This window comes from Herbaspirillum sp. CF444, assembly GCF_000282135.1.
GTDB lineage: Bacteria > Pseudomonadota > Gammaproteobacteria > Burkholderiales > Burkholderiaceae_D > Herbaspirillum.
The window spans coordinates 1-25,444 of record NZ_AKJW01000111.1; the positions used below are offsets into that span (position 1 = coordinate 1).

The 25,444-nt window shown below is 57.3% G+C and carries 23 protein-coding genes and 1 pseudogene; 8 read left to right on the top strand and 16 right to left on the bottom strand.

What is annotated here, in order from left to right; all coding sequences use genetic code 11:
• Both PMI16_RS26125 and PMI16_RS22690 read right to left on the bottom strand, forming a co-directional pair.
• Positions 1-112 (bottom strand): annotated as a pseudogene (locus tag PMI16_RS26125) (short-chain dehydrogenase); the annotation flags it as partial.
• Positions 113-145: 33 nt separating this feature from the next.
• Positions 146-946: an SDR family NAD(P)-dependent oxidoreductase gene (locus PMI16_RS22690; RefSeq protein ID WP_007883993.1), complete on the bottom strand. Its 801-nt coding sequence runs from the start codon at positions 944-946 to the stop codon at positions 146-148.
• A gap of 156 nt (positions 947-1,102) precedes the next feature.
• On the opposite strand from PMI16_RS22690, the gene PMI16_RS22695 reads away from it, so the two are divergent.
• Positions 1,103-2,059 carry a GlxA family transcriptional regulator gene (locus tag PMI16_RS22695; RefSeq protein ID WP_007883994.1) on the top strand — a complete coding sequence of 319 codons (957 nt, stop codon included), beginning with the start codon at positions 1,103-1,105 and terminating at the stop codon, positions 2,057-2,059.
• A 12-nt stretch (positions 2,060-2,071) separates the two neighbouring features.
• Here PMI16_RS22695 and PMI16_RS22700 read toward each other — a convergent pair whose 3' ends face one another.
• Positions 2,072-2,689, bottom strand: a complete 618-nt coding sequence (locus PMI16_RS22700; RefSeq protein ID WP_007883995.1) for a DJ-1/PfpI family protein — start codon at positions 2,687-2,689, stop codon at positions 2,072-2,074.
• 106 nt (positions 2,690-2,795) lie between these two features.
• Here PMI16_RS22700 and PMI16_RS22705 point away from each other — a divergent pair, with 106 nt between their 5' ends.
• From PMI16_RS22705 to PMI16_RS26130, 5 genes are all read left to right on the top strand, one after another.
• Positions 2,796-4,130 carry an aminotransferase-like domain-containing protein gene (locus PMI16_RS22705; protein WP_007883996.1) on the top strand — a complete coding sequence of 445 codons (1,335 nt, stop codon included), beginning with the start codon at positions 2,796-2,798 and terminating at the stop codon, positions 4,128-4,130.
• Between the two features lie 547 nt (positions 4,131-4,677).
• Complete coding sequence (locus PMI16_RS22715) at positions 4,678-5,772, top strand: MBL fold metallo-hydrolase (RefSeq protein WP_007883998.1); 1,095 nt, start codon at positions 4,678-4,680, stop codon at positions 5,770-5,772.
• Entirely contained in the window at positions 5,759-6,214 is a 456-nt protein-coding gene (locus PMI16_RS22720; protein ID WP_007883999.1) for a GNAT family N-acetyltransferase, read from the top strand. The genes PMI16_RS22715 and PMI16_RS22720 overlap by 14 nt, the downstream gene beginning before the upstream one ends.
• 238 nt (positions 6,215-6,452) lie before the next feature.
• Complete coding sequence (locus PMI16_RS22725; RefSeq protein WP_007884000.1) at positions 6,453-7,061, top strand: YdeI/OmpD-associated family protein; 609 nt, start codon at positions 6,453-6,455, stop codon at positions 7,059-7,061.
• A 146-nt stretch (positions 7,062-7,207) separates the two neighbouring features.
• Positions 7,208-7,387 carry a hypothetical protein gene (locus tag PMI16_RS26130; RefSeq protein ID WP_007884001.1) on the top strand — a complete coding sequence of 60 codons (180 nt, stop codon included), beginning with the start codon at positions 7,208-7,210 and terminating at the stop codon, positions 7,385-7,387.
• A gap of 715 nt (positions 7,388-8,102) precedes the next feature.
• Here the strand turns inward: PMI16_RS26130 and PMI16_RS26140 are convergent.
• Positions 8,103-8,555 (bottom strand): hypothetical protein, encoded by a 453-nt coding sequence (locus tag PMI16_RS26140; RefSeq protein WP_237719929.1) that lies wholly within the window; start codon positions 8,553-8,555, stop codon positions 8,103-8,105.
• 814 nt (positions 8,556-9,369) lie between these two features.
• On the opposite strand from PMI16_RS26140, the gene PMI16_RS22730 reads away from it, so the two are divergent.
• The gene (locus tag PMI16_RS22730) at positions 9,370-10,149 is read left to right on the top strand and encodes a suppressor of fused domain protein (protein ID WP_007884003.1); all 780 of its coding nucleotides are present in this window, start codon (positions 9,370-9,372) and stop codon (positions 10,147-10,149) included.
• A gap of 206 nt (positions 10,150-10,355) precedes the next feature.
• Here the strand turns inward: PMI16_RS22730 and PMI16_RS26145 are convergent, their stop codons facing one another.
• The 11 genes from PMI16_RS26145 to PMI16_RS22780 all read right to left on the bottom strand — a co-directional run bounded on the left by PMI16_RS26145 (position 10,356) and on the right by PMI16_RS22780 (position 23,178).
• On the bottom strand, positions 10,356-10,817 hold the full coding sequence (locus tag PMI16_RS26145) for an RICIN domain-containing protein (protein ID WP_157212768.1): 462 nt from the start codon (positions 10,815-10,817) through the stop codon (positions 10,356-10,358).
• Positions 10,818-11,550: 733 nt separating this feature from the next.
• Complete coding sequence (locus tag PMI16_RS26730) at positions 11,551-13,146, bottom strand: methyl-accepting chemotaxis protein (protein ID WP_007884004.1); 1,596 nt, start codon at positions 13,144-13,146, stop codon at positions 11,551-11,553.
• Between the two features lie 138 nt (positions 13,147-13,284).
• The gene (locus PMI16_RS22740; protein WP_007884005.1) at positions 13,285-13,896 is read right to left on the bottom strand and encodes an ANTAR domain-containing response regulator; all 612 of its coding nucleotides are present in this window, start codon (positions 13,894-13,896) and stop codon (positions 13,285-13,287) included.
• A 9-nt stretch (positions 13,897-13,905) separates the two neighbouring features.
• Complete coding sequence (locus PMI16_RS22745) at positions 13,906-15,093, bottom strand: transporter substrate-binding domain-containing protein (RefSeq protein ID WP_007884006.1); 1,188 nt, start codon at positions 15,091-15,093, stop codon at positions 13,906-13,908.
• Between the two features lie 58 nt (positions 15,094-15,151).
• On the bottom strand, positions 15,152-16,420 hold the full coding sequence (locus PMI16_RS22750) for an amidase (protein WP_007884007.1): 1,269 nt from the start codon (positions 16,418-16,420) through the stop codon (positions 15,152-15,154).
• 40 nt (positions 16,421-16,460) lie between these two features.
• On the bottom strand, positions 16,461-17,168 hold the full coding sequence (locus PMI16_RS22755; protein ID WP_007884008.1) for an ABC transporter ATP-binding protein: 708 nt from the start codon (positions 17,166-17,168) through the stop codon (positions 16,461-16,463).
• Positions 17,165-19,012 (bottom strand): branched-chain amino acid ABC transporter ATP-binding protein/permease, encoded by a 1,848-nt coding sequence (locus PMI16_RS22760; protein ID WP_007884012.1) that lies wholly within the window; start codon positions 19,010-19,012, stop codon positions 17,165-17,167. The genes PMI16_RS22755 and PMI16_RS22760 overlap by 4 nt, the downstream gene beginning before the upstream one ends.
• Positions 19,005-19,838, bottom strand: coding sequence for a branched-chain amino acid ABC transporter permease (locus tag PMI16_RS22765; protein ID WP_007884014.1), 834 nt, complete (start codon positions 19,836-19,838; stop codon positions 19,005-19,007). The genes PMI16_RS22760 and PMI16_RS22765 overlap by 8 nt, the downstream gene beginning before the upstream one ends.
• An 85-nt stretch (positions 19,839-19,923) precedes the next feature.
• Complete coding sequence (locus PMI16_RS22770; protein WP_007884015.1) at positions 19,924-21,096, bottom strand: substrate-binding protein; 1,173 nt, start codon at positions 21,094-21,096, stop codon at positions 19,924-19,926.
• A gap of 99 nt (positions 21,097-21,195) precedes the next feature.
• Positions 21,196-22,167: a porin gene (locus tag PMI16_RS22775; RefSeq protein WP_237719930.1), complete on the bottom strand. Its 972-nt coding sequence runs from the start codon at positions 22,165-22,167 to the stop codon at positions 21,196-21,198.
• A gap of 102 nt (positions 22,168-22,269) precedes the next feature.
• Positions 22,270-23,178: a nitrilase family protein gene (locus tag PMI16_RS22780; RefSeq protein WP_081493460.1), complete on the bottom strand. Its 909-nt coding sequence runs from the start codon at positions 23,176-23,178 to the stop codon at positions 22,270-22,272.
• 736 nt (positions 23,179-23,914) lie between these two features.
• Here PMI16_RS22780 and PMI16_RS22785 point away from each other — a divergent pair.
• Entirely contained in the window at positions 23,915-24,472 is a 558-nt protein-coding gene (locus tag PMI16_RS22785) for a sugar O-acetyltransferase (RefSeq protein ID WP_007884020.1), read from the top strand.
• A 148-nt stretch (positions 24,473-24,620) separates the two neighbouring features.
• Here PMI16_RS22785 and PMI16_RS22790 read toward each other — a convergent pair whose 3' ends face one another.
• Positions 24,621-25,403 (bottom strand): DeoR/GlpR family DNA-binding transcription regulator, encoded by a 783-nt coding sequence (locus PMI16_RS22790; protein WP_034381943.1) that lies wholly within the window; start codon positions 25,401-25,403, stop codon positions 24,621-24,623.
• Positions 25,404-25,444 lie beyond the last annotated feature (41 nt).

Below are 25,444 nucleotides of genomic sequence, written 5' to 3' on the forward strand. Positions count from 1 at the left end.
GGCGGCCGCCGATGATGACGGTGTTGCCGCGCGCGTGCAGCGCTTCGGCCAGCCCGCGGCCGATGCCGGAGGCGCCGCCGGTGATGAAGATGGTGTTGTCGGTGAGTTTCATGATGCGTTTTCCTGATGTGAATATGTCAATGGATCAATTTGCGGCGGTATAGCGTGGCGCCACGACCTTGTTGGAGAGATGCGCGGACATGGCCTGACGCGCCGCTTCATAGGCTTCCCACTGGCTCGCATCGTGCAGCGATGGAATCGTGATCAGCTCGCCGCGGTCGAAGCCCACCAGTGCGGCGTCGACCATGTTTTCCGCGGTCATGACCAGATTCGGATCGAGGTTTTCCACCGGCAATCCGCCGATGTCCCAGAATTCGGTCGCAGTGGCGCCGGGCAACACGGCCTGTACTTGCACGCCTTGCGTTGCCAGCTCGTGATGCAGCGATTGGCTGAAGGCGTAGACGAAGGCCTTGCTGCCGCCGTAGACGCCATTGAGGACTTCCGGCGCGATGCCGACGATGGAGGCGATGTTGATGATCCGGCCTGCGCCGCGCGCCACGAAGCCCGGCACGGCGGCATAAGTCAGGCGGGTCAGCGCAGTGACGTTGAGGTCGATCAGTTGCGTCATCTTGTCGACGTCGCTCGACAGCAGCGGCGTATGGGTGCCGATGCCGGCGTTGTTGACCAGCAAGGTAATGCTGGCGTCGCCGCGCAGCTTGGCTTCCACCTGCGCCAGCGCGGACTTGTCGTTGAGATCGGCCACCAGCACTTCGACGGTGCGACGGGTTTCGGTGGTGATGCGGTCGGCCAGTGCATTGAGGCGGTCGCGGTTGCGGGCGACCAGAACGAGGTCGTAGCCGCGCCTGGCCAGGCGGTCGGCGTAAACGGCGCCGATGCCGGAAGAGGCGCCGGTGATGAGGGCAGTACCCTGGTGTGCTTGCGTCATGATGTTGCTCCTGTGTCGGATAGGTTGGCTTAAGCGTCGGCTTAAGGACGAATGCTTGAATGCATGGACACATCATAATGACGCTTGACCTTGTCTCAAATGACGTTTATGGTCATGTTTTAGGACATACGTAATCAATTCGGACAAGGAACGGACATGCATCGCATCGGCTACTTGCTGCAGGACGAATTTCAGATCATGGCGGTGGCGACACAGGCGGTATTCGAATACGCCAACATGGTCACCGGAGAGCCCTTCTATCAGGTCGAAAACTTTTCTCTCGCCGGGAATGAGGTGCGCTCATCCCTGGGCTTGCGCGTCGAAACCCGGGTGCCGACTGCGCGCACCCAGGTGGATACCTGGATCATCAGCGGCGTCGGTGACCCGTTGCGCTTTCCGGCGTCGGCTGAAGAACAAGCCTTCCTGAAAAAAGCCGCCACGCGCGCACGGCGTGTCGCGGCCATCTGCACCGGCGGGTTCGTATTGGCGGAGTCGGGTTTGCTGGCAGGACGGCGCGCCACGACGCACTGGTATTTTGCGCGCGAGATGCAAAAGCGCTTTCCGGATATCCAGGTGGAAGACGACAGGATCTATATCGTCGACGGCCCGATATGGACGTCGGCCGGCATGACCGCAGGTCTGGATCTGGCGCTGGCGATGGTGGAGAAGGATCTTGGCAGCGATGCGATGCGCTCGGTCGCGCACAAGCTGGTGATGCATCAGCGCCGCTCGGGCGGGCAGTCGCAGCATTCCGAAATACTCGACCTGTCGCCGAAGTCGGACCGCATCCAGAATGCCCTGAACTACGCGCGCAAAAATCTGAGCAAGGAGTTGACCGTCGATGAACTGGCGGAATCCGTCAACCTGAGTCCGCGCCAGTTCAGCCGCGTGTTCACGGAAGAAACCGGCCAGTCGCCGGCCAAGGCGATCGAGGGATTGCGCCTGGAAGCGGCGCGCCTGATGATCGAGCAAAGCCGCCATCCGCTGGAAGTGATCGCCAGGGAAACGGGCTTCCGCGACCGCCGTCACATGCGGGAAGTGTTCATGCGCGGATTCGGCGTGCCGCCGCAAGCCATCAGGCGTGAGGTGCGTGAGGTGCGCGAGGCCAGGTAACGCGCACCGGCCTTACGCCGCCGCCGTTGCCTCCGGCAGGAAAGGCGCGACGTTCTTCATCATGCGCGCTACGTGCTCCTCCTTCTCGCCCACCGGCGCCACGTAGTGGATCGCGCTTTGCGCGGCGGCGACTCCTTCCAGACGCGCGATCACCCACGCCGCCAGATAGCTCGACGCCAGGCAGCCGCCCGCGGTGGCGATGTTGCCGTCGGCAAAGAACGGCTGGTTCAATACCTCCACGCCCGCTTCCTGCACCCACGGCCTGGTCGTGAGGTCGGTACAGGCGGGCACGGTGTCAAGCAGGCCGAGTTTGGCCAGCACCAGCGTGCCGGAACATTGCGCTCCCAGCAACTGCCGCGACGGATCCAGCCGCAAGCGCGCCATGATCGCGTCATCGGCCACCACTTCCCGCGTCTTGACGCCGCTGCCGACGAGGACGGCGTCGGCATGTCCGGCTTCTTCCAGCGTGACATGGGCGGCGATCTCCAGACCGTTCCAGGAACGCAGTTGCTTGGCCGGCCCGGCGATCGACACGCGCCAGTCCGGTTTCTTGATGCGGTTGAGGATGCCGAAGGCGATGAGCGAGTCGAGTTCGTTGAAACCGTCGAAAGTCAGAATGCTGATGTGCATGGCGTGGTTTTCCTGTTCAAGTCCGATGGCGATGAGGCATCATAGGACCAGCAATCAGTACAATCAAATTATTGTCATGGATACATAAGGCAGGGGGACGAAAGACATGGCGCACGCCCGATACAAGCAGCTGGTCGACCGGTTTGCCGCAGACATCCGCGCCGGCGTGCTCACGCCCGGCATGCGCCTGCCCACGCACAGGCAGCTCGCCGCGAAAGAAGGACTGGCGCTGGCGACGGCGACGCGGGTCTATGCCGAACTGGAAGCGATGGGCCTGGTCAGCGGCGAGACCGGTCGCGGCACCTTCGTCAGGGAGACCGCCCTGCCGCCCGACCAGGGCGTCGACCTGCATGCGGTGGCCGCCGGCGTGATCGACCTCAATTTCAACTATCCCTCGCTGCCGGAACAAACCCGGCTGTTGAGCACTGCGTTGCGCCGGCTGGCCTCTTCAGGCGACCTGGAAGCCTTGCTGCGTTACCAGCCGCATGCCGGACGTCCGCATGAGCGCGCCGCTGTGGCGCGCCATCTGCTGTCGCGTGGATTATCCGTCGCCGCGGAGCAGATGCTGATCGTCAGCGGCGCGCAGCACGGACTGGCGGCGACGGCCATGGCCTTGCTGCACCCGGGCGACGTGGTGGCGACGGATGCGCTGACTTATTCGGGATTCAAGGTGCTGGCCGAAACGCAACGGCTGGAACTGGCGGCCATCCCCTTGTCGGAACACGGCCCCAATCTGGATGCGCTGGACAAGCTGTGCAAGAAGCGGCGCGTGCGCGCGGTGTACGCCATGCCGACGCTGCACAATCCGCTGGGCTGGGTGATGAGCCTGGAGCAGCGCAAGAAGCTGGTGGCGATTGCGCGCCAGTACGGGCTGTTGATCATCGAGGATGCGGCCTACGCCTTCCTCGCGGAAAATCCGCCGCCGCCGATTGCCGCGCTGGCGCCGGAAACCACGATCTACGTCTCCGGACTCTCCAAGAGCGTCGCGACCGGACTGCGTATCGGCTTTGTCGCGGCACCGCCCCAGTGGGCGCCGAAAATCGAACGCGCCATCCGCGCTACCACCTGGAACACACCCGGCGTCATGACGGCGCTCGCCTGCGCCTGGCTGGAAGACGGCACGGTGGCAAGACTGGAAGCGGAAAAGCGCGCGGACGCGATGCGCCGGCAAGCGATGGCGCGCAAGATCCTCAAAGGCCTGCGCTACGTGTCGCACCCGGCGTCCTACTTCCTGTGGCTGCCGCTGCCCGAAGAGGCGCGCGCCGATCAGGTCGCCATGGCGCTGCTGCAAGAAAACGTCTCGGTCTCGACGGCCGCGCCGTTTGCGAGCTCCGACCATGTACCGCACGCGATCCGGCTGGCGCTCGGCTCGGTCGAACCGGAGGCGCTGCAGGCGGCGCTGAAAACGGTGCGCAAGGTCGTCGGCGATTATTCGTATTGAACTCCCGGCCTGTCGGCTGGCCGCTGCGGATGACGCGCAAGGCCTGAGCGAGGTTGCTGCGGTTGCTGCGATTGTTGTGATGGACCCGGAGCCTGCCTCAATCTGCACTACGCGAGTCGGCGCGGCGTTGCACCTCAAAGTGCGCACATTTGTTGACTTCGTATTCGGCGCGCAGCTGTTTCAGCCGGCGCCTCGCCAATAGCCGGTGCAGCACTGCGCCCAGTCCTACCAGCAGCAGGCAAAGCGCGGCTAATGCTACCCCCAGCAATGGCATTCCCATTTGATTCATCTTTCCCCCGTGGCCCGGTAGCCGGTCCAGCGTTATCACTTTCTTTGGATACATTATACCCATCAGTATGCAAAATGCAGGAGCGCGTTGTCGCTCACAAGCCACAAGCCGGCTCCAACCAACTTCCGATCCCCGCGTCGCCAAATCGGCAGGACCGGTCTCGGCCTTGCAAGGTCCGTTTGTTATGATGGGGCAGCCGTAAATCAACCCAGGCAACACACAACACCGGTCCGCACCTTCCATCTTTCAGAGTCCGCCATGATTTTCCGTCAACTGTTCGACCCCACTTCGTGCACCTACACCTACCTGCTGGGCGACAACGGCGAAGCCTTGCTGATCGATCCGGTCTACGAACAGGTGCCGCGCGACCTGGCCTTGCTGGAAGAACTCGGCCTGCGCCTGACGGTCACCCTCGACACGCACGTGCACGCCGACCATGTGACCGGCGCCTGGCGCCTGCATGAACGCTGCGGCAGCCGCATCGCGCTGGCCGAAGCGGCCGCGGCCGATACCACGCTGGTGGAACAAGCGCTGTGCCACGGCGACCGCGTCGGCTTCGGCAACCGCTACCTGGGCGTGCGCGCCACGCCCGGCCACACCGGCGGCTGCCTGACCTACGTGCTGGACGACCAGCGCATGGCATTCACCGGCGACAGCCTGCTCATTCGCGGCTGCGGCCGCACCGACTTCCAGCAAGGCAGCCCGCAACAATTATTCTCTTCCGTGCGCGAGCAGATCCTGACGCTGCCCGCCGACTGCCTGCTCTATCCCGCGCACGACTATCGCGGCATCACCGTCAGCAGCGTGGCCGAAGAACGCCGCTTCAATCCTCGCCTGGGCGGCGATGCGGACGTCGGCGACTTCATGGGCCACATGAACAACCTGAACCTGCCGCACCCCAAACTGATGGACGTGGCCGTGCCCGCCAACCTGCGCTGCGGCAAACCCGAGGGAGACCAACCGACGCCCGATACGCCCACATGGGCGCCGCTGACCTTGCGCTTCAGCGGCATCTGGGAAATCGAGCCGATGACGCTGCTGGAACATGCCGCCGAAGTGCAAATCGTCGATGTGCGCGAAGCCCCCGAGTTCGCCGACAGCATCGGCCACCTCGCCGGCGCGCGGCTGGTGCCGCTATCCGAGCTGAAGAACCGCCTCCACGAACTGGACCCGCAGCGCCCCGTCGTGGCGGTGTGCCGCTCGGGCGTGCGCTCGGCGCAAGCCAGCGCGCTGCTGGCCAGATCGGGTTTCGGCCGGGTGGCCAACCTCGCCGGCGGCATGTTGCGGTGGCGCAGCGAGGCGCTGCCGGTGGCGTCCGATGGCGAGAGCGGAGGACCACATGGAGATTCGTAACGTCGATCCCGGCGACTTGGATCTGATCTGCCGGCATCGGGAATTCATGTTTCGAGAAGCCGGCCGTGACGAGAGCGCTCTCGCCGCCATGGGACCGAATTTCCGCCGCTGGCTGGAACCCAGGCTGCTGGATGGCAGTTATTTCGGATTCCTTGCCATCGACAATGACGCTGTCGTAGCCGGCATAGGCTTGATGGAAATCGATTGGCCGCCCCACCCCTCTCATCCGCATCAGGACAAGCGGGGATATGTTCTCAACGTGTTTGTGGAACCCGGCCATCGTCGGCGAGGCATCGCGGATTTGTTAATGAAAGCGGCTGACGCTGAATTCAAAAAGCGAGAACTGACTTATGCAATTCTTCATTCAACAACAATGGCGCGCCCTCTATATGAAAACATCGGTTGGACCTCGACCACGGAGATGGCCAAGTCGCTGGCATAGGCGAGCAGGAGAAACCACTGGGTTCGCAATCGGCCAGGAGCAGCCATTCGCGCTTACGCTCCCGCGAACTTGATCGAGAAGGCGCGCTGCCTGAAGCGGGGATTGACGTTTTCATCGGATTGGCTATTCGTGCAGACATATACAATGAGCGCACTACCTTCGGACTCCATGGTTGATATTTTTTGATTTTCTTGCATGCAACAAGTTAGGCGTCCACCTACTTCAGGATGAATCGAGAATGAAATCTCAAACCAGGTCCTCTACAGCTCTGCCTGCTCATCACTTCGAGCAGCAACAAGACTGGACTGCGTGGCTAATGGAAAACCACGGCACATCGCTTGGCGTGTGGTTGAAACTTGCAAAAAAGGGAGCCAATGCACAGTCAGTTTCATACGACGAAGCCGTTGAAATTGCCCTTTGTTTTGGATGGATAGATGGACAAAAGCAAGCCCACAGTGAGCAATTCTGGCTCCAGAAATTCACTCGACGTTCAGACAAAAGCATTTGGTCCAAGATCAATAAAGAGAAGGCGCTTGCCCTGATCGAAGCAGGGATCATGCAACCAGCCGGACTCAAAGAAATTGAGCGCGCAAAGATCGACGGACGCTGGGACGCTGCGTATGACTCGGCCAGCAAGGCAACTGTACCAAGTGATTTTCAGTGCGCGCTGGATAACAATGCGCGAGCGAAGGATTTCTTTGGAACGCTCGACAGTCGTAATCGATACGCCATTCTGTTCAGGATACAAACTGCCAAGAAGGCCGAAACGCGCGCCAAGCGAATTTCACAGTTCATGCAAATGCTGGAACGACACGAAAAGTTGCACACCCCGACAAAGCAGCGGTGACTTCGAAAAAGCCGCCAAATGCAGGTCGCGATAACCAGGCATTGGTTTCTTGATCCTGGAAAAATTCATATACTATAGTTTCTGACGCCAGAGTGAGAACGTCGTTTCAGAGGTACTTTTTCATCACGCAACCATGAAGAGGGAATATGTTCGCATTGAAAAAAACTTTCCGCATAGTTAGCGCCGCCCTGGCGCTGTCAGCAGCAGGCACATTACCGACAATGGCAGCACCAGCCGTCGACAAGACTGTGCTGGTCATCGCTGTCGACGTGGGCCATCCCAACCAGCCTTTTGATTGGGGAACTATTGGCGGCGGCCCTGCGTGAAACCGGATTAAAACAAAAAGCCCCGCAATTTTGCGGGGCTTTTTATTGGCGTCTTCTGTGTTGATATTTTTTCGCTCGTCGTCTCATTTCTCGCACGATCGAAGCATGATTACGAATCAGTAGGTCGTTATAATCAACGTCCGCAAACGGCCAGGAGCGGACTTTCAAAAAGTGTTGGCTGGATCGGACTGAATGAAGTTGATGAACGCGCGGAACGGGGCTGGCAAATGGCGCCGGCCGGCATAGTACAGAAACGGTCCGGGGAAACGTAGCCACCATTCCTGCAGCACCGGCGGTAACTGGCCAGACTTCATGTCCGGCGCGAGCCATTCCTCAAAAAGATAGATGAATCCATGCCCCGCTAGCGCAGCGTGAACCGCAAGGAAAAAACAGCATGTCAAATATTGCAACCAAAATCCGCCGACTTCTGGATGAGGCTGCAATATTAGCCATCTTGGCGCCGTAGAGATTCTTTAGAAACGGGAGAATGAATCGCATGCTTCCGTTTCGTGCGCGATCAAGTTTCATTTAAAGCTACTGGGGACATTGGGTCTGCGATTGATGTGACACATAGCGCGGCGGCTAAGCTCGCTGCCGCGCCAGGGACGAAAATCTCAAGGGATGAAGGAGAGACCTACGAGTGGTAAGTACGCAACCGGACAGAAGAGGACTTTCACTTTTGAGAGCACCTCGAATAGAACGGTCTTTCGTGTGACTACTTGATTACAGTCGTAGCTTTTTCTGGCACGAGTTTCGAGCACTGGTTGTCGTTGGTGAGACGATAGCCACGAATTTTGACGGGTGTTTCATTGCCGTCCCCATCGATTTTCACCAACTTGATATCGCATAAAACTTGCATGGCAGGCTTCCAGCCAGAAATGGTGAAGTTTCTTTTTCCAGTGGGAACACTCACCTCTTCGGAGGTTGCTTTATATTTTGCATTTTTTTCTGGGACAAATGAATAATCGGTAGTGCAAATATTCTCCCTATCTGTGTTTTTCCAGAAATGCATGAAAGCCTCTTTATTTGCATGGAGCCTAATGCTATTGGTGACATAGGTGTAGCCGCTAAAGCAACCATCTTTATCAAACGTTCTTATTGATGTTCGAGGGTCATAATAGGATCCGATGATCGGCTCCACAAAAAAATCTGCCGCATCTTGCTTCACCTCGGGCGGCTGATAACGAACATAGTGGATTGAACTGCACGAACATAGAACCAATAAAGCGCACGCTGCAAACAGACTTTTAAACACAAATATCCCCGATATAAAATGAATGATTTTTGAACATCACCGAAAGTTGATTCCCAGTCGACTTCGAAGACGAGGGGAAGCCATGACCTCCCGAGAGCTCCCCCCCATTTACCGTTTTCAATTCGATGGAAACACTCCCGGCATGGAAGAAAGGTCACATGTCGAGACAAACACAAAATTACACAAAAACGCTAGTTGCCACTGCGAAATACTATCCCAGACAATGGCAAAATGGACGCGAATCGAGCTAAAGCCACTAAAAAATACATTACACGAAAATCCGCATCGGCCAGAAGCTGACCTTCACATCGCTTGATTAAAAAAAGAACATGCAAAAAATACAGAATGGCTCCTTGTTTTGCCCTAACGGTTTTTCTTCTCCTTTTGGTTTGCATGCCTTCGGTAGGCGCAACGATATACAAAGGAAAGTTGCTTTCCCAGGCACGGCAGGTACTTTTGGCCGAGGGGTGGAAGCCTCAAGAAACGCTCGGTGTCGATTCGAATGACAAGCGTTTTAGTCAGTCTACTGATGCCAGAGACTTATACCAAGCCGGTTTCATTGAGGTTGAGGCTTGTTCGGGCACCCCTCTCCAACTCTCGTACTCTGCAGGAGCGGTGATAGCGACAGAGGCTGCGTCATCCTCCGAATGTAAGCGATTCCCCCAATAGTCCATTACTAATCCGAAGCAAAAAACCTCGATAACATTTACTTCTTAGGAGACCTTGATTGAGTATTCGAAAGCTCGCAAGCGGACTAATAGCCGCAACCCTTTCTTTATGCGGCGCGACAGCACAAGCAGAAACAGATTCGATGGACAAGCTCTGGCAGGCCACCTACGACGCGCGTCAGAAGTATTTTGAGAAAACTGTTGGTCCGTTTCCTAAAGATATTTTAAAGATGCTTAACATGACAGGAGTGTGGCCCGGCGGCGGTTTATTTGTCCTGCCGGCTCACAAGATAGGGAACCAACTGTCGGTCTACACGACGTTCGGACTCTCCAATGCTGACATGCCAACCACGGTTCAGATGCGAGGTTACAACGTAGAAGTGGACGGGAAAAGAGCCACCAAAGCGGAAGGTACATTATCGAAGAAGCAGCCGGTACCAAAAAGGCCTGGCGCCGCAGGATACGGCTACGAATTTATAGTCATTTCCCAATCCGATGCTCAGTGGCCACTGAATCTTCTTCAATGGGCAATAAATGCAGAGATTGGAAATGATGTTGGCTTCTTGGCACGCGTTGAAAAATATGACGGTCTGACCGTGGAACAAATCCAGGTAGGCAGTGGGCAAGTGGTGAATGTTCTCATTTCAAAGGCCCTGGCGCCTCTCCCAACCGGTACGCAACTCCCTGATGGCCGTATGGAAGTGCTTGTTGCAACGACCATAACGGACCAGGAGATGCGTTGGTCCCAAACCAACGGACGTGGCGCCTTATTGCGAAAATTAATGGAGTCCGGTGTCGGACAGGTGAGTGTCATCGGTCGTCGAAGCGTCGTGGAGTGAGCATCGATTTACCTCCAGGCAGATACTCTTACTGTCGGTCGAGCGCAGAATCAGAAGGTCTGGGAAGTCCACAACCGGCCAGTTACGGACATTGGCAAAGATCATGATGATGTTTTAGAAGTAAGACGCAATTGAAAATACTTAGCTCAAGAACAGAAGCAACCATTCAATGAAAAAATAGCCTGCGATAGCAGGCTATTTTTTGATCATCTACGAGGAAGCAACACGGAGTCAATGAAACGCCAGCGCTGATTGTCCCCTTTGTTCCATTTGTTCGGGAATACCATGGCACCGACGACGGGATCTTTGCCTGTGGCATCCATAACAAGCGAATTATCGTGATTGTTTATTGCAGTCCAGCCATCGCCAGTATGTTCCAGACGCACGAAAAATTCATGATCTACCGGTGAAAAATTCTTCAAGGTAATTGCACGGGAGTCGCCAAAACGGGCCAGCAAGTTAGTTTGCGCATGTTGCAAATAGTAGCCCAGAGAATCCGCTGAACCTGGTACTGAAACGAGGCGCCAAGTCTCAGCTGGTGAGCTGTGGCTGTACTTAGCCACAGAACAAACGTGCGTCCCATCGGCTTGTATCGTTGTACCAAGGCATAGCCAATCTGTACCGCCCGACATGGTGCCTAAAATGATAGTGTAAGTGTTATCGCTCATTGTAATTTCCTTGACCAGGTAAAAAAGTTTGGCGCAGCGGGGTGACAAGCGCCACTCTGAATAGCGATTTACTCGCACCCATCATTTCTTTCTTTGGGTAGCGGAGCAAGCGCTACGTCGCCGAATGTACATGATCAAACCAGATCGGAAACGACGGCGAGAGAAGATATCTGCAATAGTGAGACGGGCGGTAAAGTCGCCCGAGTAGGTGTGGGATTTTATGTACAGATTGGTAGGTAAAAAACTAAAAAACTGGGGTTTCTAGTTTTGAGAGGCGATTCTTATAAGTAGCTTAGCGCTTGGCATGGACATATTCCCTTTGCAAATATTCAGCTATCGAAGAGACACAATTCGATGCGATTGCCAGATGACTTGATGAACGACTTGGAAAAAATTTCTAGCTCAACAGTTCTATCAATCTGTTGTATCCGCGGGTTGAACCTGCCGCCAGAAGCGGCCGTTGCCAACATAGCTGTTCATGGCAGCATGCTTTGATCATCTTGACATTGACCTTGAGTATAGAAGTCCGCAACCAGCCAGAAGCAGGCATCGAATAGGAAACGTTATTAACCATAAGCGTTGCCTTATCCCCTCCAATCTCCCTAAATAGAATCTGATCAGGAAGGTGCTTACGATGACTAGATTCCTGCAGCGCCGACATGCACCGATCAATCTCTTGATGACGGTAATACACGGCAAGCGTTCTAAACTTAAAGCAATTCTCAGCACAAGTTTATGGCAGCGATAACAACATGGCTGACCTTGTATTTAGCTTGCTATCCATAGTGATTTTGAAGGTATCCACAACACGTCTAAGCGCAGCAGCCTGTTTCTCCATACTGTCAGCTGCAGCAGCAGCCTGTTCGACCAATGCCGAATTTTTTTGTGTCATGTCATCCATGTGAACGATCGCCAGATTGATCTGTTCGATGCCTTCACTTTGCTCGCGGCTGGCATAACTGATCTCCGTCATGATATCGGCCACGTGTTGAACACCGACCACAATACGCGCCATGGATGCACCGGCCTCTTCCGCCAGCTTGCTGCCCTGGTCTATCTTTCCTGTCGTGTTGCCGATCAGATCTTTGATTTCTTTGGCGGAATTGGCGGAGCGATGCGCCAGGTTGCGCACTTCTGCCGCCACCACGGCAAAGCCACGTCCTTGCTCACCGGCACGCGCGGCTTCTACTGCCGCATTGAGTGCAAGAATGTTGGTCTGAAATGCAATGCCGTCGATCATGCCCACGATGTCGGATATTTTATGGGAATGTTGCTTGATTAAACTCATCGTCTCCACTACCCGGCTCACCACCGCGCCACCCTGAGCGGCAGCATCGCTGGCAGACAGGACCAGCTGATTCGCTGCTTGCGCACTGTCCGCGTTTTGCCGGACTGCGCTGGTCAGCTCATGCATTGAAGTGGCCGTCTCTTCGAGCGAGCTGGCTTGCGACTCGGTACGATGCGAAAGATCGAGGTTGCCTGCAGCGATTTCCTGAGAGGCGACAACCATGTTGGTTGTACTCGATTTGATGTTGGACACCATCATCAGCAAATTGGCCTGCATTGCCTGCAGGGAGCGCAGCAAATCGGTGATTTCATCGGCCCCTTCGAGCTTGATCTGATGCGACAAATCGCCACCTGCAATATGATCGGCAATGACGCCGGCGCGCTTGATCGGCCCCGAAATGGTTCTTGTGATGATCCATGCCGCCAGACCTCCGAGCAACACAATGCTCATCCCGATGCCGGCCATGCCGATCATCGCGCTGTGATAGTTGCGCAGCGATTCATCGTAGGCAACTTGCATCGCACGGTGCTGCTCTTGCGCCAGCGTCCCTAGTGCCAGCATCCATTTTCCGTGCGGTGCATCGAAGTCATTTTGCAAGAGCGTGGCGGCGTCGAAGGTATTTCCTTGCGAGACGATGTTGCGGATCTTGTCAACGACCCGAAGCACGGAAATCTTGTTGGCGACAGTTTTTTCCAATGCGCTGCGCCCTGCGGCATCAGCAATGAATTGTTTCGCCAGCGCCTCGGCCCGGGCGTAGGCGGCCAGCGTGAGCGCCAGGTTAGCGGCTTCGCGGTCGGCCTCAGCCTGATTGACAGGTGTGGTGATCCTGCGCAGCACCAGTACCAAGGCGCGACCCTGCTCGCGCATTTCGGTTGCCGCATCAAGGCCGGCGACCTTGGTGTTGACGATGAAGTCAGTCGAGCGCTGCAGCTGACTCATCCTCAGCATGCCCAGCGCCAGCAAGCCGATGGCGAACAGCAGCACCAGTCCAAATCCACAAGCCAGGCGCATGCCGATCTTGATGTCAGATATCAGTTTCATAGCATCCCGTTTCCAAAAAGTGCGCAATGGCGCAGATTCCCACATAAGCATGCAGCCACAGCGCACTGCAAATCACGGACGTAGCAGTCCCCCTTCATCGCTGCGGCGATGAACCCTGATTCCGGTGCTGCGTGATGACTAGATTTTTTTATCCCCGCCCAGCAAACCCATCTTGTCGAAGGCCTCGTTGGCACGAATCAACTCGGTCGCCACCTGCACGACCGGTATGCGCTGCGAAGTTGCCTGTTTGCGGATGGCTTCGTAGGCTTCACTGGCAGTAATGCTCTTGCGTGCTACCAGGATGCCGATGGCCTTTTCGATTTCACGGCGTGAGCGCAAGGTATCTTCCAGCCGTTTCACTTTATTGTTCAGGCGCTTCTTGTAGTCGTTGGACGAGCGCGCGAGTACCAGTGAACTCAGAATGCCGAACGAGCGGAAGGGCTTGGTGATGACGGCGCTGGCATTGGTTTCCAGCAAGGCGCTGAGAACCGTTGGATTCTCATAGTCGATCAGTGCGATCAATGCGGCGTCCGTCTCGGTGCAACACCATTCGGCAGTGACGGTCTGTTCCTTGTCGACTAGAAAAAATATGACGTCGGTATCGGCCGGGCGTGTCGCACAAAACGGCCATATCCAACGCACTTGGCACCCAATGCGCTTGAGCTGACCTTGCAGAATATCGCGATCCTCCCCGGGGGGATGAATCACTGCCACTCGTAAATGGCGCAAGTCTTCAAACAGTCTGCTCATGTCGCGTTCCTACTCCAGCCAGAATTCAGAAAACTCATAGGTCGTCAGGTAAGGATCCGGCTTGACCGCCTCTTTTGCCTGCCAGACCACGTCAAAATTGCCATCCTCGCGCGCCACGCCTATCTTTGGCTGCAACCAGAGATGATGATTTTCAGGCTCGACGGAGATGGCGCCTTCCGGTGCATCGTAGCGTTCCTCAAGAACGGCCTCGACCAATTTCTGCGTGTCCATCGATCCCGCTCGTTCCAATGCTTTTGCAAACAAACAGACCTGGCCGTAAGCGGCCTGCCCCCATGCGCTGACGGTGGCATCCTTGCCGAAACGCTGGCGATAGGAGGCAACGAAGCGCTGATTTTCCTCCGAAGACAAGGAACTGAAATAGGTAGCCGACACGATATGGCCCTTGCAAAATTGCGGCCCGATCAGCTTGAGTTCCGTTTCACCCAGAGTCAGACTGGCGACGGGAAGCGGTTTCTGATCGATGCGCAGATCGTGCAGCACGCGATAGAACTCGCGCGAGGGACTGCCGATGACGGTGGAAAACAAGGCCTCGGGTTGCGCCTTGTTGATTTCCCGCACGGCCAGTTCTATTTCCGCGCTGCTGACGTTGAACGGCAAATAGATTTCATCGACGATTTCGCCGCCATGCTGTTCGACGATATCACGCATGATCCGATTCGATTCCCTGGGATAAATATAATCCGAGCCGATCAGGTAGATGCGTTTTCCGCAATTCTTGAGCAGATAGGCGGCCAGCTGCAAGCTGTTCTGATTGGGCACCGCGCCGGTGTAAATGATGTTGGGCGAATATTCAAACCCCTCATACAGCGAGCAATACCAGAGCAAGCCGTTCTTGCGTTCAATTTCTGGCAGAACTGCCTTGCGGCTGGATGAAGTCGAGCAGCCGAAAATGACGTTGACATCTTCACGCGACAGCATCTGATGCGCCATCCGGCGATACTCCGCCAGGTCGCCCTTGGGGTCGAGTGCGACCGGGACCAGCGGACGCCCCAGCACGCCGCCGCGCGCATTGATTTCCTCGATGGCCAGCACGGTACCAAAGAAATGCTCCGACTCCGTGACCGAGGTAATGCCGGCGCGTGAAAACAGGATGCCGACACGCCACGGCTCGGTGGACGATTCCGACAATGGTATTTCTCTTGCTGCGTTCTCTGCTGTTCTCTGCATGGCCGTCATATTGGTTGCTCGTTTCAAATCAAATCGTGCCCGCTGCAGGCGATTGCCGGCGCACGCGTCAGAATCCAGGTGCCCTGATCGCTGCCTCCACCAGGCCGGCGGCAGCCAGGCATCGCTGGTCTTGCCACGGCGGCGCAATCAATTGCACGCCCATCGGACATCCTTCCACGCCTGACAGACCGGGAACGCTGACGCACGGCGTACCAAGCAATGTCCATACCTTGTTGAAGGCGGGGTCGCCAGTCGAAGCCCATCCCATCGGTGCTTCTCCTGGTGCGCTGGGCGTGAGCAAGACATCGATGTCCTCGAATAAACTATCCATCTGCGTTTTGGCGGCATCGATCAGCTTGCGTGCGGCATCGTATTGCACCACCGAGATGCGCTGCGCACGTTGCAGGAAATCACCGAGCATAGGTGACAGGCTGCCGCGATGCCGGTCAAATTCAAACGCCAGCGTTTGCGTTGCCTCGTATTCTTGCAAGGGCGCGTGAGCGCGGTAGAGCTCGCCGATCCAGGCCGGCAGTGCAATCTGCTTTACCTTGCCGCCGGCGACCTCAATCGCTCTTGAAGCTTGCTGCACGGCCTGTGCAGCGGAGGCCGACGGCGCTTCCCAGGGATAGGCTTGAGGGATGCCGACCACCAGTTGGCGCATGTCCAGCGGGAAGTGCGCCAATGGCCGCCCAATCAGCGCCTCGGAAAACCACGCCACATCCTTGACCGTGGCGGCAAACAAGCCCACCGTGTCGAGCGACCACGAAAAACACTTCATGCCCGGCGTGGGAAACAGGTCATAGCTCGGCTTGTAACCGGCGATGCCGCAAAACGAAGCCGGTCGGATGGTAGAGCCACCGGTCTGGGTGCCGATGGCGAACGGCACCATGCCAGCGGCAACAGCGGCGGCGGAACCGGACGAGGAGCCTCCTGCCGTACGCCGCAGATCCGCCGGGTTGCGGGTCAGCGTGGGCGCCATGTAGGCGAATTCGCTGGTCACCGTCTTGCCGATCACGGTTCCCCCCGCGCGGCGGATCAGGGACACGATGGCGGCATCGCTACCCGGTTGATAGCCGGCATAAATGGTCGAGCCATAGGCGGTGGGCAAATCGGCAGTGTCGAAAATATCTTTGACCGCCACCGCCAAGCCGGCCAGAGGCCCGCGTGCCTGTGCCGCATGGGACAGTGCCTGCGCGCGGTCAAGAATCGCCGCAAAGGCCTGGATTTCCGACTCCGATGCTGCAATCCGTTCGAAGGCCCCGGCCACCGCGTCTTGCGCCGACAACTCGCCGGCAGCAATGCGTCGCGCGAGCTGCACTCCTGGAATTTTTTCCATCGTCCTTATTCCTTTCGATGTGCCTGGATAAGAAGCCGCTTCATACGCTCAGATGACGCATGATATCGCGCTGGCAGTCGGCACCGGCGGTGTCGCCGGTTTCAACGATTTCGCCGAGCTTGAGCACCGTGTAACGATCGGCGACGGCAACCGCAAACGGCACATTTTGTTCCACGAAAAGTATCGAGGTGCCATGCGTCTTGCGTTGATGCAGCAAGGCAGTGGCGACCCGATCAATCACCGATGGCTGCATGCCCTCGGTCACTTCGTCGATCAGGATCAGCGCCGGACGCACCATCAGAGCACGGGCAATGAGCAACATCTTTTGTTCGCCGCCGGACAAGGTGCCGGCCCGTTGCGCCATGCGGCCCTTAAGGAAAGGAAACAAGTCCTCCACTTCGGCGAAGCGTTCGTCGAAGAGTTTGTCTTGCGATAGCCCCAAGCGCAGGTTGTCGCGGATGTTCAGATCATGGAACAGCGATCTCGACTGCGGCGCGTAGGCAATGTTGCTGCGCGCCACCCGATGCGCGGCCTGTTTGGTGACGTCTTTGCCGAACAGGCGCACCGACCCGCTGTGCTTGGGCAAATATCCCATGATGGACTTGAGCAGCGTGGTTTTCCCCATGCCGTTCTTGCCTACCAGCGCGACGATTTCGCCGGGACGAACCGACAAGGACACGTTTCTGACGACGATAGAGTCCTGGTAGCCGCTCGAGATGTCGGTCAGGGTCAATGCTGCTTCGCTCATGCCGTAGCTCCTTTCGATACTGTTGCCGGCTGCAAGGGATGGGATACCGGCGTCGCGTTGCCTGCGTACACCGATTGCACCAGCTCGGATTCCACCACTTCTTCCACGGTGCCCTGCATGACGATCTTGCCTTGATGAAGAACCACCACGCGCGACGATATCTCGCACACAAAATCTAGATCGTGTTCCACCAGCAGACAGCACAGACCGTAGTCGCGCGACAGCTCGATAAGAATATGGCCGATCTTCGTACGTTCGGCCTTGGTCAGGCCCGCCGTTGGCTCGTCGAGCAAGATCACGCGCGGTTCTAGCGCCAGCACCATGGCCAGTTCCAGCGCCTGCTGTTCTCCGTGCGACAAATTGCGACAGACCTGATCAAGCTTGCGATCCAGTTCGGTGGCGCGCAACACCGCCAGTGCATACGACGGCAGCGACAGCGTGTTTTTTTGCCGCAGCAACGACGGCCGCTCGACTTTGGCCCTGGCGATACGCAGGCATTCGGCCACCGTCAGCGATTCAAACACGTTGGCGGTCTGGAATTTCCTGCCGATACCGAATCCCACGCAGCGGTAGGCAGGCAATCGGCGGATATCATGTTCATTGATCCTGATGATGCCGGAAGTTCTCTCTGCGCCATCGCTCATGCAACGCATCAGGGTGGTTTTGCCGGCGCCGTTGGGGCCCACCAGACTGACCAGCTCACCGGGATAGGCCACGATGTCGATGCCCTCCAGCACCTTCAGGCTGCCGAAATTCTTGGCGACATGCTCGAGCCGCATGGCCGGGGTGGAGCGATCGATGCCGTGGGGTTTCTGCCCGGGCGCTTCCAGCAATGTCGGCGCCATCGCATTGACGCCACCGGCCAGGCGGCGCGGCAAGAACCGGCGCAGTCGAAGCGCCAGCGGCATGAGCCCTTGCGGCAACAGGATGATGACCAGCACGAAACCGACGCCGACCAGCAACTTCCACAAAAATGGCAGGCTGCCACTCAGGTAGGCGCTGGTAGTTTCGATGAAGATGGCGCCGAGCACCGGCCCGATCAGCGTGCCGCGTCCACCGAGCGCAACCCAGATGATGATTTCGGTGCCGAACACAAAGCCCGAGAGTTCCGGAGCGACCACGCCGCTGAACGAGGCGTAGCCGAAACCGGCCACGCTGGCGACCACGGCCGTAACCGCCAACAAACCGATCTTCACCAGTGATGGATTGATGCCTAGGTATTCGCAACGTGATTCATTGTCGCGAATGCCGATGAGGATCTTGCCGGCGTCGCTATGCACGAACACCCAGGCCGCGGCGGTGACCAGCACCAGCGTCACGCCGGCGATCCAGAACCAGGCTTCCAGCGACAGGTCGATCATGGTGTAGCCGGTCAGCCCCGAACTCGATCCGGTGAAGGTGCCACCCGAAAACAGCAACTGCGTCATCACGATTGGCAACACCAGCGAGATCACCGAGGCATACAGCGGCGTGGCTCCCTGGTAAAACGACAGCCAGCCGACCAGCACCGCAACGGCGGCGGCGCCAGCCACAGCGATGCCCAGTGCCAGCCAGGCGTGGGTAGGGCTGAAGCCCATGTGAGTAAACACGAGGCCGGCGGCATAAGCGCCGATGCCGAAGAACGCCGATTGGCCGAAGGTCAGCACGCCGGTATAGCCCCACAGAATGTCGACCGTCAGAGCCACCATGGCAAAGCAAAAGGCGCGTATCAGAATGTTGAGCAGATAGGTGTCCAGCAAGGACGGCATCACTGCCACCAGCACCAGCGCAGCAATGGCGACGCCGGCCACCGGCAGCAACGACTTGCTGGCCTCGGTCTGGCGCATGGAAGAAGCGTTAATCATGAGAAAACCCCTTGGGACGAATACGCAACGTGATCGCCGACAACAGCACGATGGCGATCCCGCCCAGTACCGGACTGACGAAAGTACTCAACAAAATCTGGATGCCGCCGAACAACAACGCCGCCGCCGCCAGACCGAACATGGAAGAACCCGCCACCATCACGAGCATGAAGGCATTGATGAGCCAAGGGATGCCCATATTCGGATCAACGCCCGAGAGCGGCGTAATCAGCGTGCCTGCCAGGCAGCCCAGTGCCGCCCCCAGGCTGAACGTGAAGAAACGCACGCGGCCCGAATGGATGCCGAGTCCACGCGCCAGTTCTTCATTCATGATCACGGCGCGGGTGACCAGGCCGAAGCGCGTTTTGGTCAACAGCAGACTCATGGCCAGCGCCAGAATCGCCGCCAACGCGATCAGCAGCAACCGGTAGGCGGAATAATCGGTACCGAAAACATCAAGCGGCCCGGACAGCGGACTGTTGACGAACTGCCCTTCGCGGCCGAACACCAATGTGATGACTTGGGCAATGACGATCCCCAGTCCCCAGGTCGCCAGAATTGCATCCAGCGGTCGCGCATACAAGGGCCGCACGATGCAATATTCGATCGCCATGCCGAACACCCAGCCGGTAGCCATCGCCGCCGGTAGCGCCAGCCATGGGTTCAATCCCAATTGGGTGACCACCAGGCTGGCATAGGCGCCGATCGTCAAAAAGGCACCATGCGCAAAATTGATGATCTTCATCACGCCGAAGATCATCAGCAGTCCCGCCGCCACCAGATACAAGATCGCGGCCGAACTCACAATATCCAAAAACAACGACATCTCTCCTCCTTATACTTGCTTGCCGCCGCACAACCGGCCAGGCCGGTGTGCGAAGGTAGTTCACCACCATGCTGTCTGCACCGTTTTAATTACCGGGGCATTGCTCGCCAGGGCTGACATTCTTGAAGTTCTGGATCACCTTGACGCCGCCGTCTGCCTGAACTTGGCCGAGATACATATTCAACGGAGCGTGATGCTGTTTGGACATTTGTACGTGGCCGCGCGGACCGTCATAAGACACTTCGCTAAGCGCTTGGCGCACCTTGTCGGCTTGGGTGCCGCCGGCCTTTTCGACCGCAGCCTTGTATAGGTAGATGGCTTCGTATTGCGGCACGGACAAGTCATTGGGCACCTTCAGGTCATTGCCGAACTTCTTGGCGATATCGCCCAGGTATTTCTTGTTTTGCGGGCTGTCGATGCCAGTGACGTAGGACGCCGAGATATACAAGCCCTGGCCGTCCGCCCCCATGCTCTTGGCAGTGCCTTCATCCACTGCGAGATTGCCATACAGCATGTTCAGGCCGGTGGCGCGCAATTGTTTGGTCAGGGACACGTTCGGTGCGCCGCCCGCAGTCGAGGTGATCAGCGCATCGGCCTTGCTGGCGCGCAGCTTGCTGAGGATCGCGGTCCAGTCGGTGCCGTCCATCGGCAGGTATTCTTCGCCAACCACTTTGCCGCCCTGGCTTTCAATGAACTTGCGGGTGAACGCCAGCATGCCGCGACCGAAGGAATAATCGCTACCGACCAGGAAGAAATTTTGCGCCTTCTTGTAGTGCATGAAGTAGTCGACCACCGGCGGCACCTGCTGCTCCGGCACCCAGGCATTGACGAACAACCAGGGGCTACACGAATGCCCTTCATAGAACGAGGTGTAGATGTAGGGCACCTTGCCGCGGTTGACGATAGGCAGGCCGGCGTTGCGGGCAGCGCTGGTTTCCATCGAGATCACCACATCGACCTTCTTTTGAAACACCAGGGAATCGAAGGCCTTTTGTGCACCGACGGCACCGGAGCCGTCATCGGCGATTTCCAGTTGCAATTTGCGACCGAGCACGCCGCCGGCAGCATTGATTTCATCGACCGCCAATTGCGCTGACTGCACCACGCCCGGTGCCACCACGCTGTTGGCGCCGGACAAGCCGATCGGCACGCCGATCTTGATGGGGTCCGCCGCCAGCGCCGGGGCGCCTGCCGCCAGACAGGCGATAGCCAGGGCAAGGGTATGCAGTTGGGTGTGAAGCTGAATGTGCTTGAACATGATGTAACTCCCTAAGATGATTTCATTGAACGCCCTCTTGCGCATGTGACGCAAGCAGCGTTGAACATTGATTGCCGTACCGATCGTTTTTTGCCGGCCTTAAAACGAATGACTGATGCCAACTACGTAGCCATTGACGCCGGTGGTGATGTGTTCATTCCACACGTCGGCATACACGCTGGTGCGCTTCGAGAAAGCATGTACGTAACCCAGACTGGTCTTGTGGCTGCGCAGTCCGCTGTTACGACCATGGCCAGCGCGCAGCGAATCGCTGGCATTGAGGGCATAGGTCGCGGCCAACAGATATAGGCTTTCCGGCTTTACGTTCAAGACTTTGGTATGCGCATAGCTGCCGAACACCTTGAGTCCTCCCAGCACATACGTGGCTCCCGCATAGGTAATTTCATCGTACTGATGATTTTTTTCGTACGACACCATCGCCGTCAACGCTCCGCCGTCATAATTCAATGACAGGCCCTTGTTGCGCGCACGCGCGCCCTGCGCCAGTTCCGCCTCGCCCGCGGCAGAAAAGTGGATGCCGGACCAACTCGGCGAATCGTAAAAGACGCCGTTATTGATGCGCGCAAACGTCGCGAAATTCTGCGCCGTGTCGGTCACCCCATCGCTGCTGTAGCTACCCGTCTGGTATCCCGACAACGTAGCAAAAGTCGCGCCATTGGCCCACGGCTCGAACAACCAGAGCGAATTCCACATCGGCGTCATCGCCCGACCGAGACGCACCGTCCCGAACGTGGCGCTTTGCAGGCCGACGGTAGACTCACCTTGCCAGAAGGTACCTGGATTGGACAAGCCACCCGTGTCGGGATTGAAACGCATCTGCAGATTGAACACGGCTTTCAGGTCGCCATCGAGTTGTTCCGTGCCTTTGAAGCCAAGCCAGTTGAAATAACCCGGCCCCATGGTCACGGCGCCGTTGCTGGTCTTGCCGATGGCGGTGTCGAGATTGCCATAGATCGTCACGTTGCTTTGTGCGTTCGCCGGTGATGCAAATCCAGCTACCATTGCGGCCATAATTGTTGCCGGCACCATCCCTGCCGATTTTTTCTTCATGAAACTTTTCATTGTTTTCCCCATGATTGAAAATGAAAGAACTCCCTGTTCGCTACCGCTTCAAACCACTTCCGTCCCCACCATCCCGCCTCGCCCCGACATTCATTTTCCGAATGTCTTTTTCAACACTTCGGCGGCGGCTACTGTCGCGTCAGCAATGTCATAACTGCCATAGACATCGTTGCGCCGATCTTGTAAAAGTTGATTGAATTTGTTCAGACGGCGCTGCTCGTGCGCATCGGCCAGCCGGATTTCTGCGTAGATGATTTCTTCCTGCGTAGCGCTGGCGGGCCCGGCCACCGGCCAGCCGCTGCAATCGGTGATGAGACTTCGGCCAACGAATTCCTGACCGCGTTCGATGCCGACACGATCGGCACAGGCAATGAAGAGGGAATTGGCGTGCGCCGCCGCCATGGTCAGTGTGACCGCCATGGGATCGCGCGTGGCGGGCTGGCTCGGCATCGGCACCCAGTTGGTGGGCACGCAAACAAGCTGCGCCCCTTGCAGCGCAGCAAGCCGATAAACCTCGGGAAACCAGCCGTCATAACAGATCGCCATAGCGATGCGCCCATACGGCGTATTGAACACCGGCACGCCGAGATTCCCGGGCGAAAAATGAACGTTTTCCTGGTTCCAGAGATGCAGCTTGCGATATTTCCCGATGTAGCCATCCGGCCCGATCATCACTGCGCTGTTGTAGAGCACCCCTCCTTCACGCTCAGCGATGCCTGCCACGATATGCAAGCCGAGACGCTGCGCCACGGCAATCCACTCTTGGCAAGATGCCCCGTCCGGCACCTCTTCAGCCAGACCGAACGCTTCTTCAGTGCTGTTGAAGACGTAGCCGGAATTGGATAGCTCCGGCAGCACGATCACCTTGGCGCCTTGGTGCGCCGCCGCTTCAATCAGCCGGATGCCCGCCGCCCGGTTGCCGGAGACGTCGCCGATATGCGGCTCCATTTGTATGCAAGCGATTTTTACTGTCTCAATTTTTTTTCCATGCCCTGCCATAGCCCGCCTTTAACGCAAAAAAAAGCCCCCGAATGCGCGCATGCGCAAAGCGGGGGCTTTATAGCCCGGTATATGTAAAGCAGCAGTACTGCTGCTACAACCGTGAATTTGAAAAAAAAAAGCCTTCGATGCGCTAACGCGCAGATCGAAGGCTGTATAGCCACTATTTATGCAGCAATATTGCTGCCGAAAAACAGAGTGAAAATTTCGTAACTTCTATAGTCACAAAATTAATATGGGTTTTAGTATCGTTCCAACAAAATATCGTGTCAAGTAAATTGTATAAACTAAACGCGCTGGCTCTTTTTATAAAAACAGCGAGTGACGCAATTGACTTGCGTCACGATTCGTTAGCCCATTTCGCTCTTCTGGGCTTAAGTGAAAACATGAGTGATATCCGCATAACTCTTCCTGAAGAACGGCGGATATATTAGATAAGAGCCCTGCCTTTACCTAGGAGACTTTGTCGTCTCTGAAAGTAGCCTGCCTAAGAATAATCACATTTGCGAATTTACGTATTTCAAAACCGATGAAACTTGATGCAGGATCCAGTGCACCAGAGTCTCAATTTCCGCAACCGGCCAGGAGCGGTCGTCGGTTATCAATCCCAATTGGATTGGGTTTGGCAACATGAATACGTTCATGTCTCTTGCTCTTGGTGATTGGACTCAGCAGATCTCGGCACAGCCATCGCGCCCTAAACACACATGCAACCGCAACACGAGGACAATAACGAATGCCGCATAACGATCGCACCAGGATAATTCACAGGAGAACGCCGGAATCAGCGGCCATGGTGGAAAACGTCAAACGCGCGATGGCGATCACCGCAGCGCTTAATCGCTTGACGTTCAACGATGCGGACGAAATTCGAGTCTTGTTCAGCCAGCTTATCGGTAGAAAGGTTGATGAGAGCTTTTTACTGATTCCTCCGTTTTATACCGCCGGAGGGGACGAAATCCGCGTGGGGCGGAATGTCTTCGTCAATCAGAATTGTACTTTCTATGACCTCGGCGGCCTCGACATCGCAGACGATGTGATGATTGGTCCGAACGTGAGCATCATCACGGCCGGCCATCCCCTTGAGCCCTCGCAGCGACGCGCCGTCACCATCGGAAAACCCATCGTGATTGAGAAGAACGTGTGGATCGCAGCAGGCGCAACTATCATCGGCGGAGTAACAGTGGGTGAGAATTCTGTCGTCGCGGCGGGCTCGGTCGTTACCAGGGATGTTCCCCCGAATACGTTGGTCGGAGGAAATCCGGCCAGGGTTATTCGTTCAATTGAGGAATGAGAGACCGGCTGCAAGTGAGCGCTGGCAGATGACCGCTACGGCCGGGAACGGACGTCAAATCAAATGCCATCGCAATCCCTCCCCCGATGAGGAATGAATAAACGCACACAGGGGAACACCGTGACCGGTGCGATCGCACAGGCAGGCCCTAGTTGCGCGGCTGAGTCGAACAATCGACCGACTCGATATGCACACCCGCGATTTCCGCAAACGTATGCAAGCCGGCGTGCCCGGCCAGAGCATTGGTGATGAGCGTCCATGGCTTCTCGACAGGCGTCCAATGCTGCTGGCTATCCCGGTTCAACTTGTCTGACGTTACCAGCACAAATACATTGGCCGCCTGGCGAATGATGCATTCTTTCAGAAAAGCCTGGTCGACGGTCGCTTCGCAAAGTCCGCGGCCGGCCACCACGCCGTCCGCGCCTAAAAACGCCTTGTCGAAGGTGACCCGGCTCAGCGCCAGCTGTGCGATGGGACCGAAGGTGCTCATGCTGGATTCGCGGACATCGCCGCCGATCAGCGTCACGCCGACATGGCTTCCCGCCAGGGCCTGCACCACCAGCAGGTTGTTGGTGATGACCCTGATATCCTGCCTGCCGGCCAGCACCTTGGCCAGCGCCGCGGTGGTGGTGCCGGCATCGAGAAAGACCGTGTCGCCCGCGGCGACATGCGCCGCGGCCGCCCGGCCGATGGCATCCTTCTCCGCCTGGAAACTGTGGCTGCGTTGTTCGAGCGATTCTTCCGGAGCGTGCACGCTGACCGAGGCGGCGCCGCCGTAGGTGCGCAAAATGAGCCCTTCGTCGGCCAAGGCGCGCAGGTCCCGGCGCACCGTGACTTCCGACATGCCGAAGTGCTCGCACAAGGCGCCCACTTCCGTCATGCCGGACAGAACAGCCTGTACCATGGCCTCGCGACGACGGGAAACTTTCATAGTTTGAAGGGGAAATGGTTATCAACGCCGCCCGCATCGCG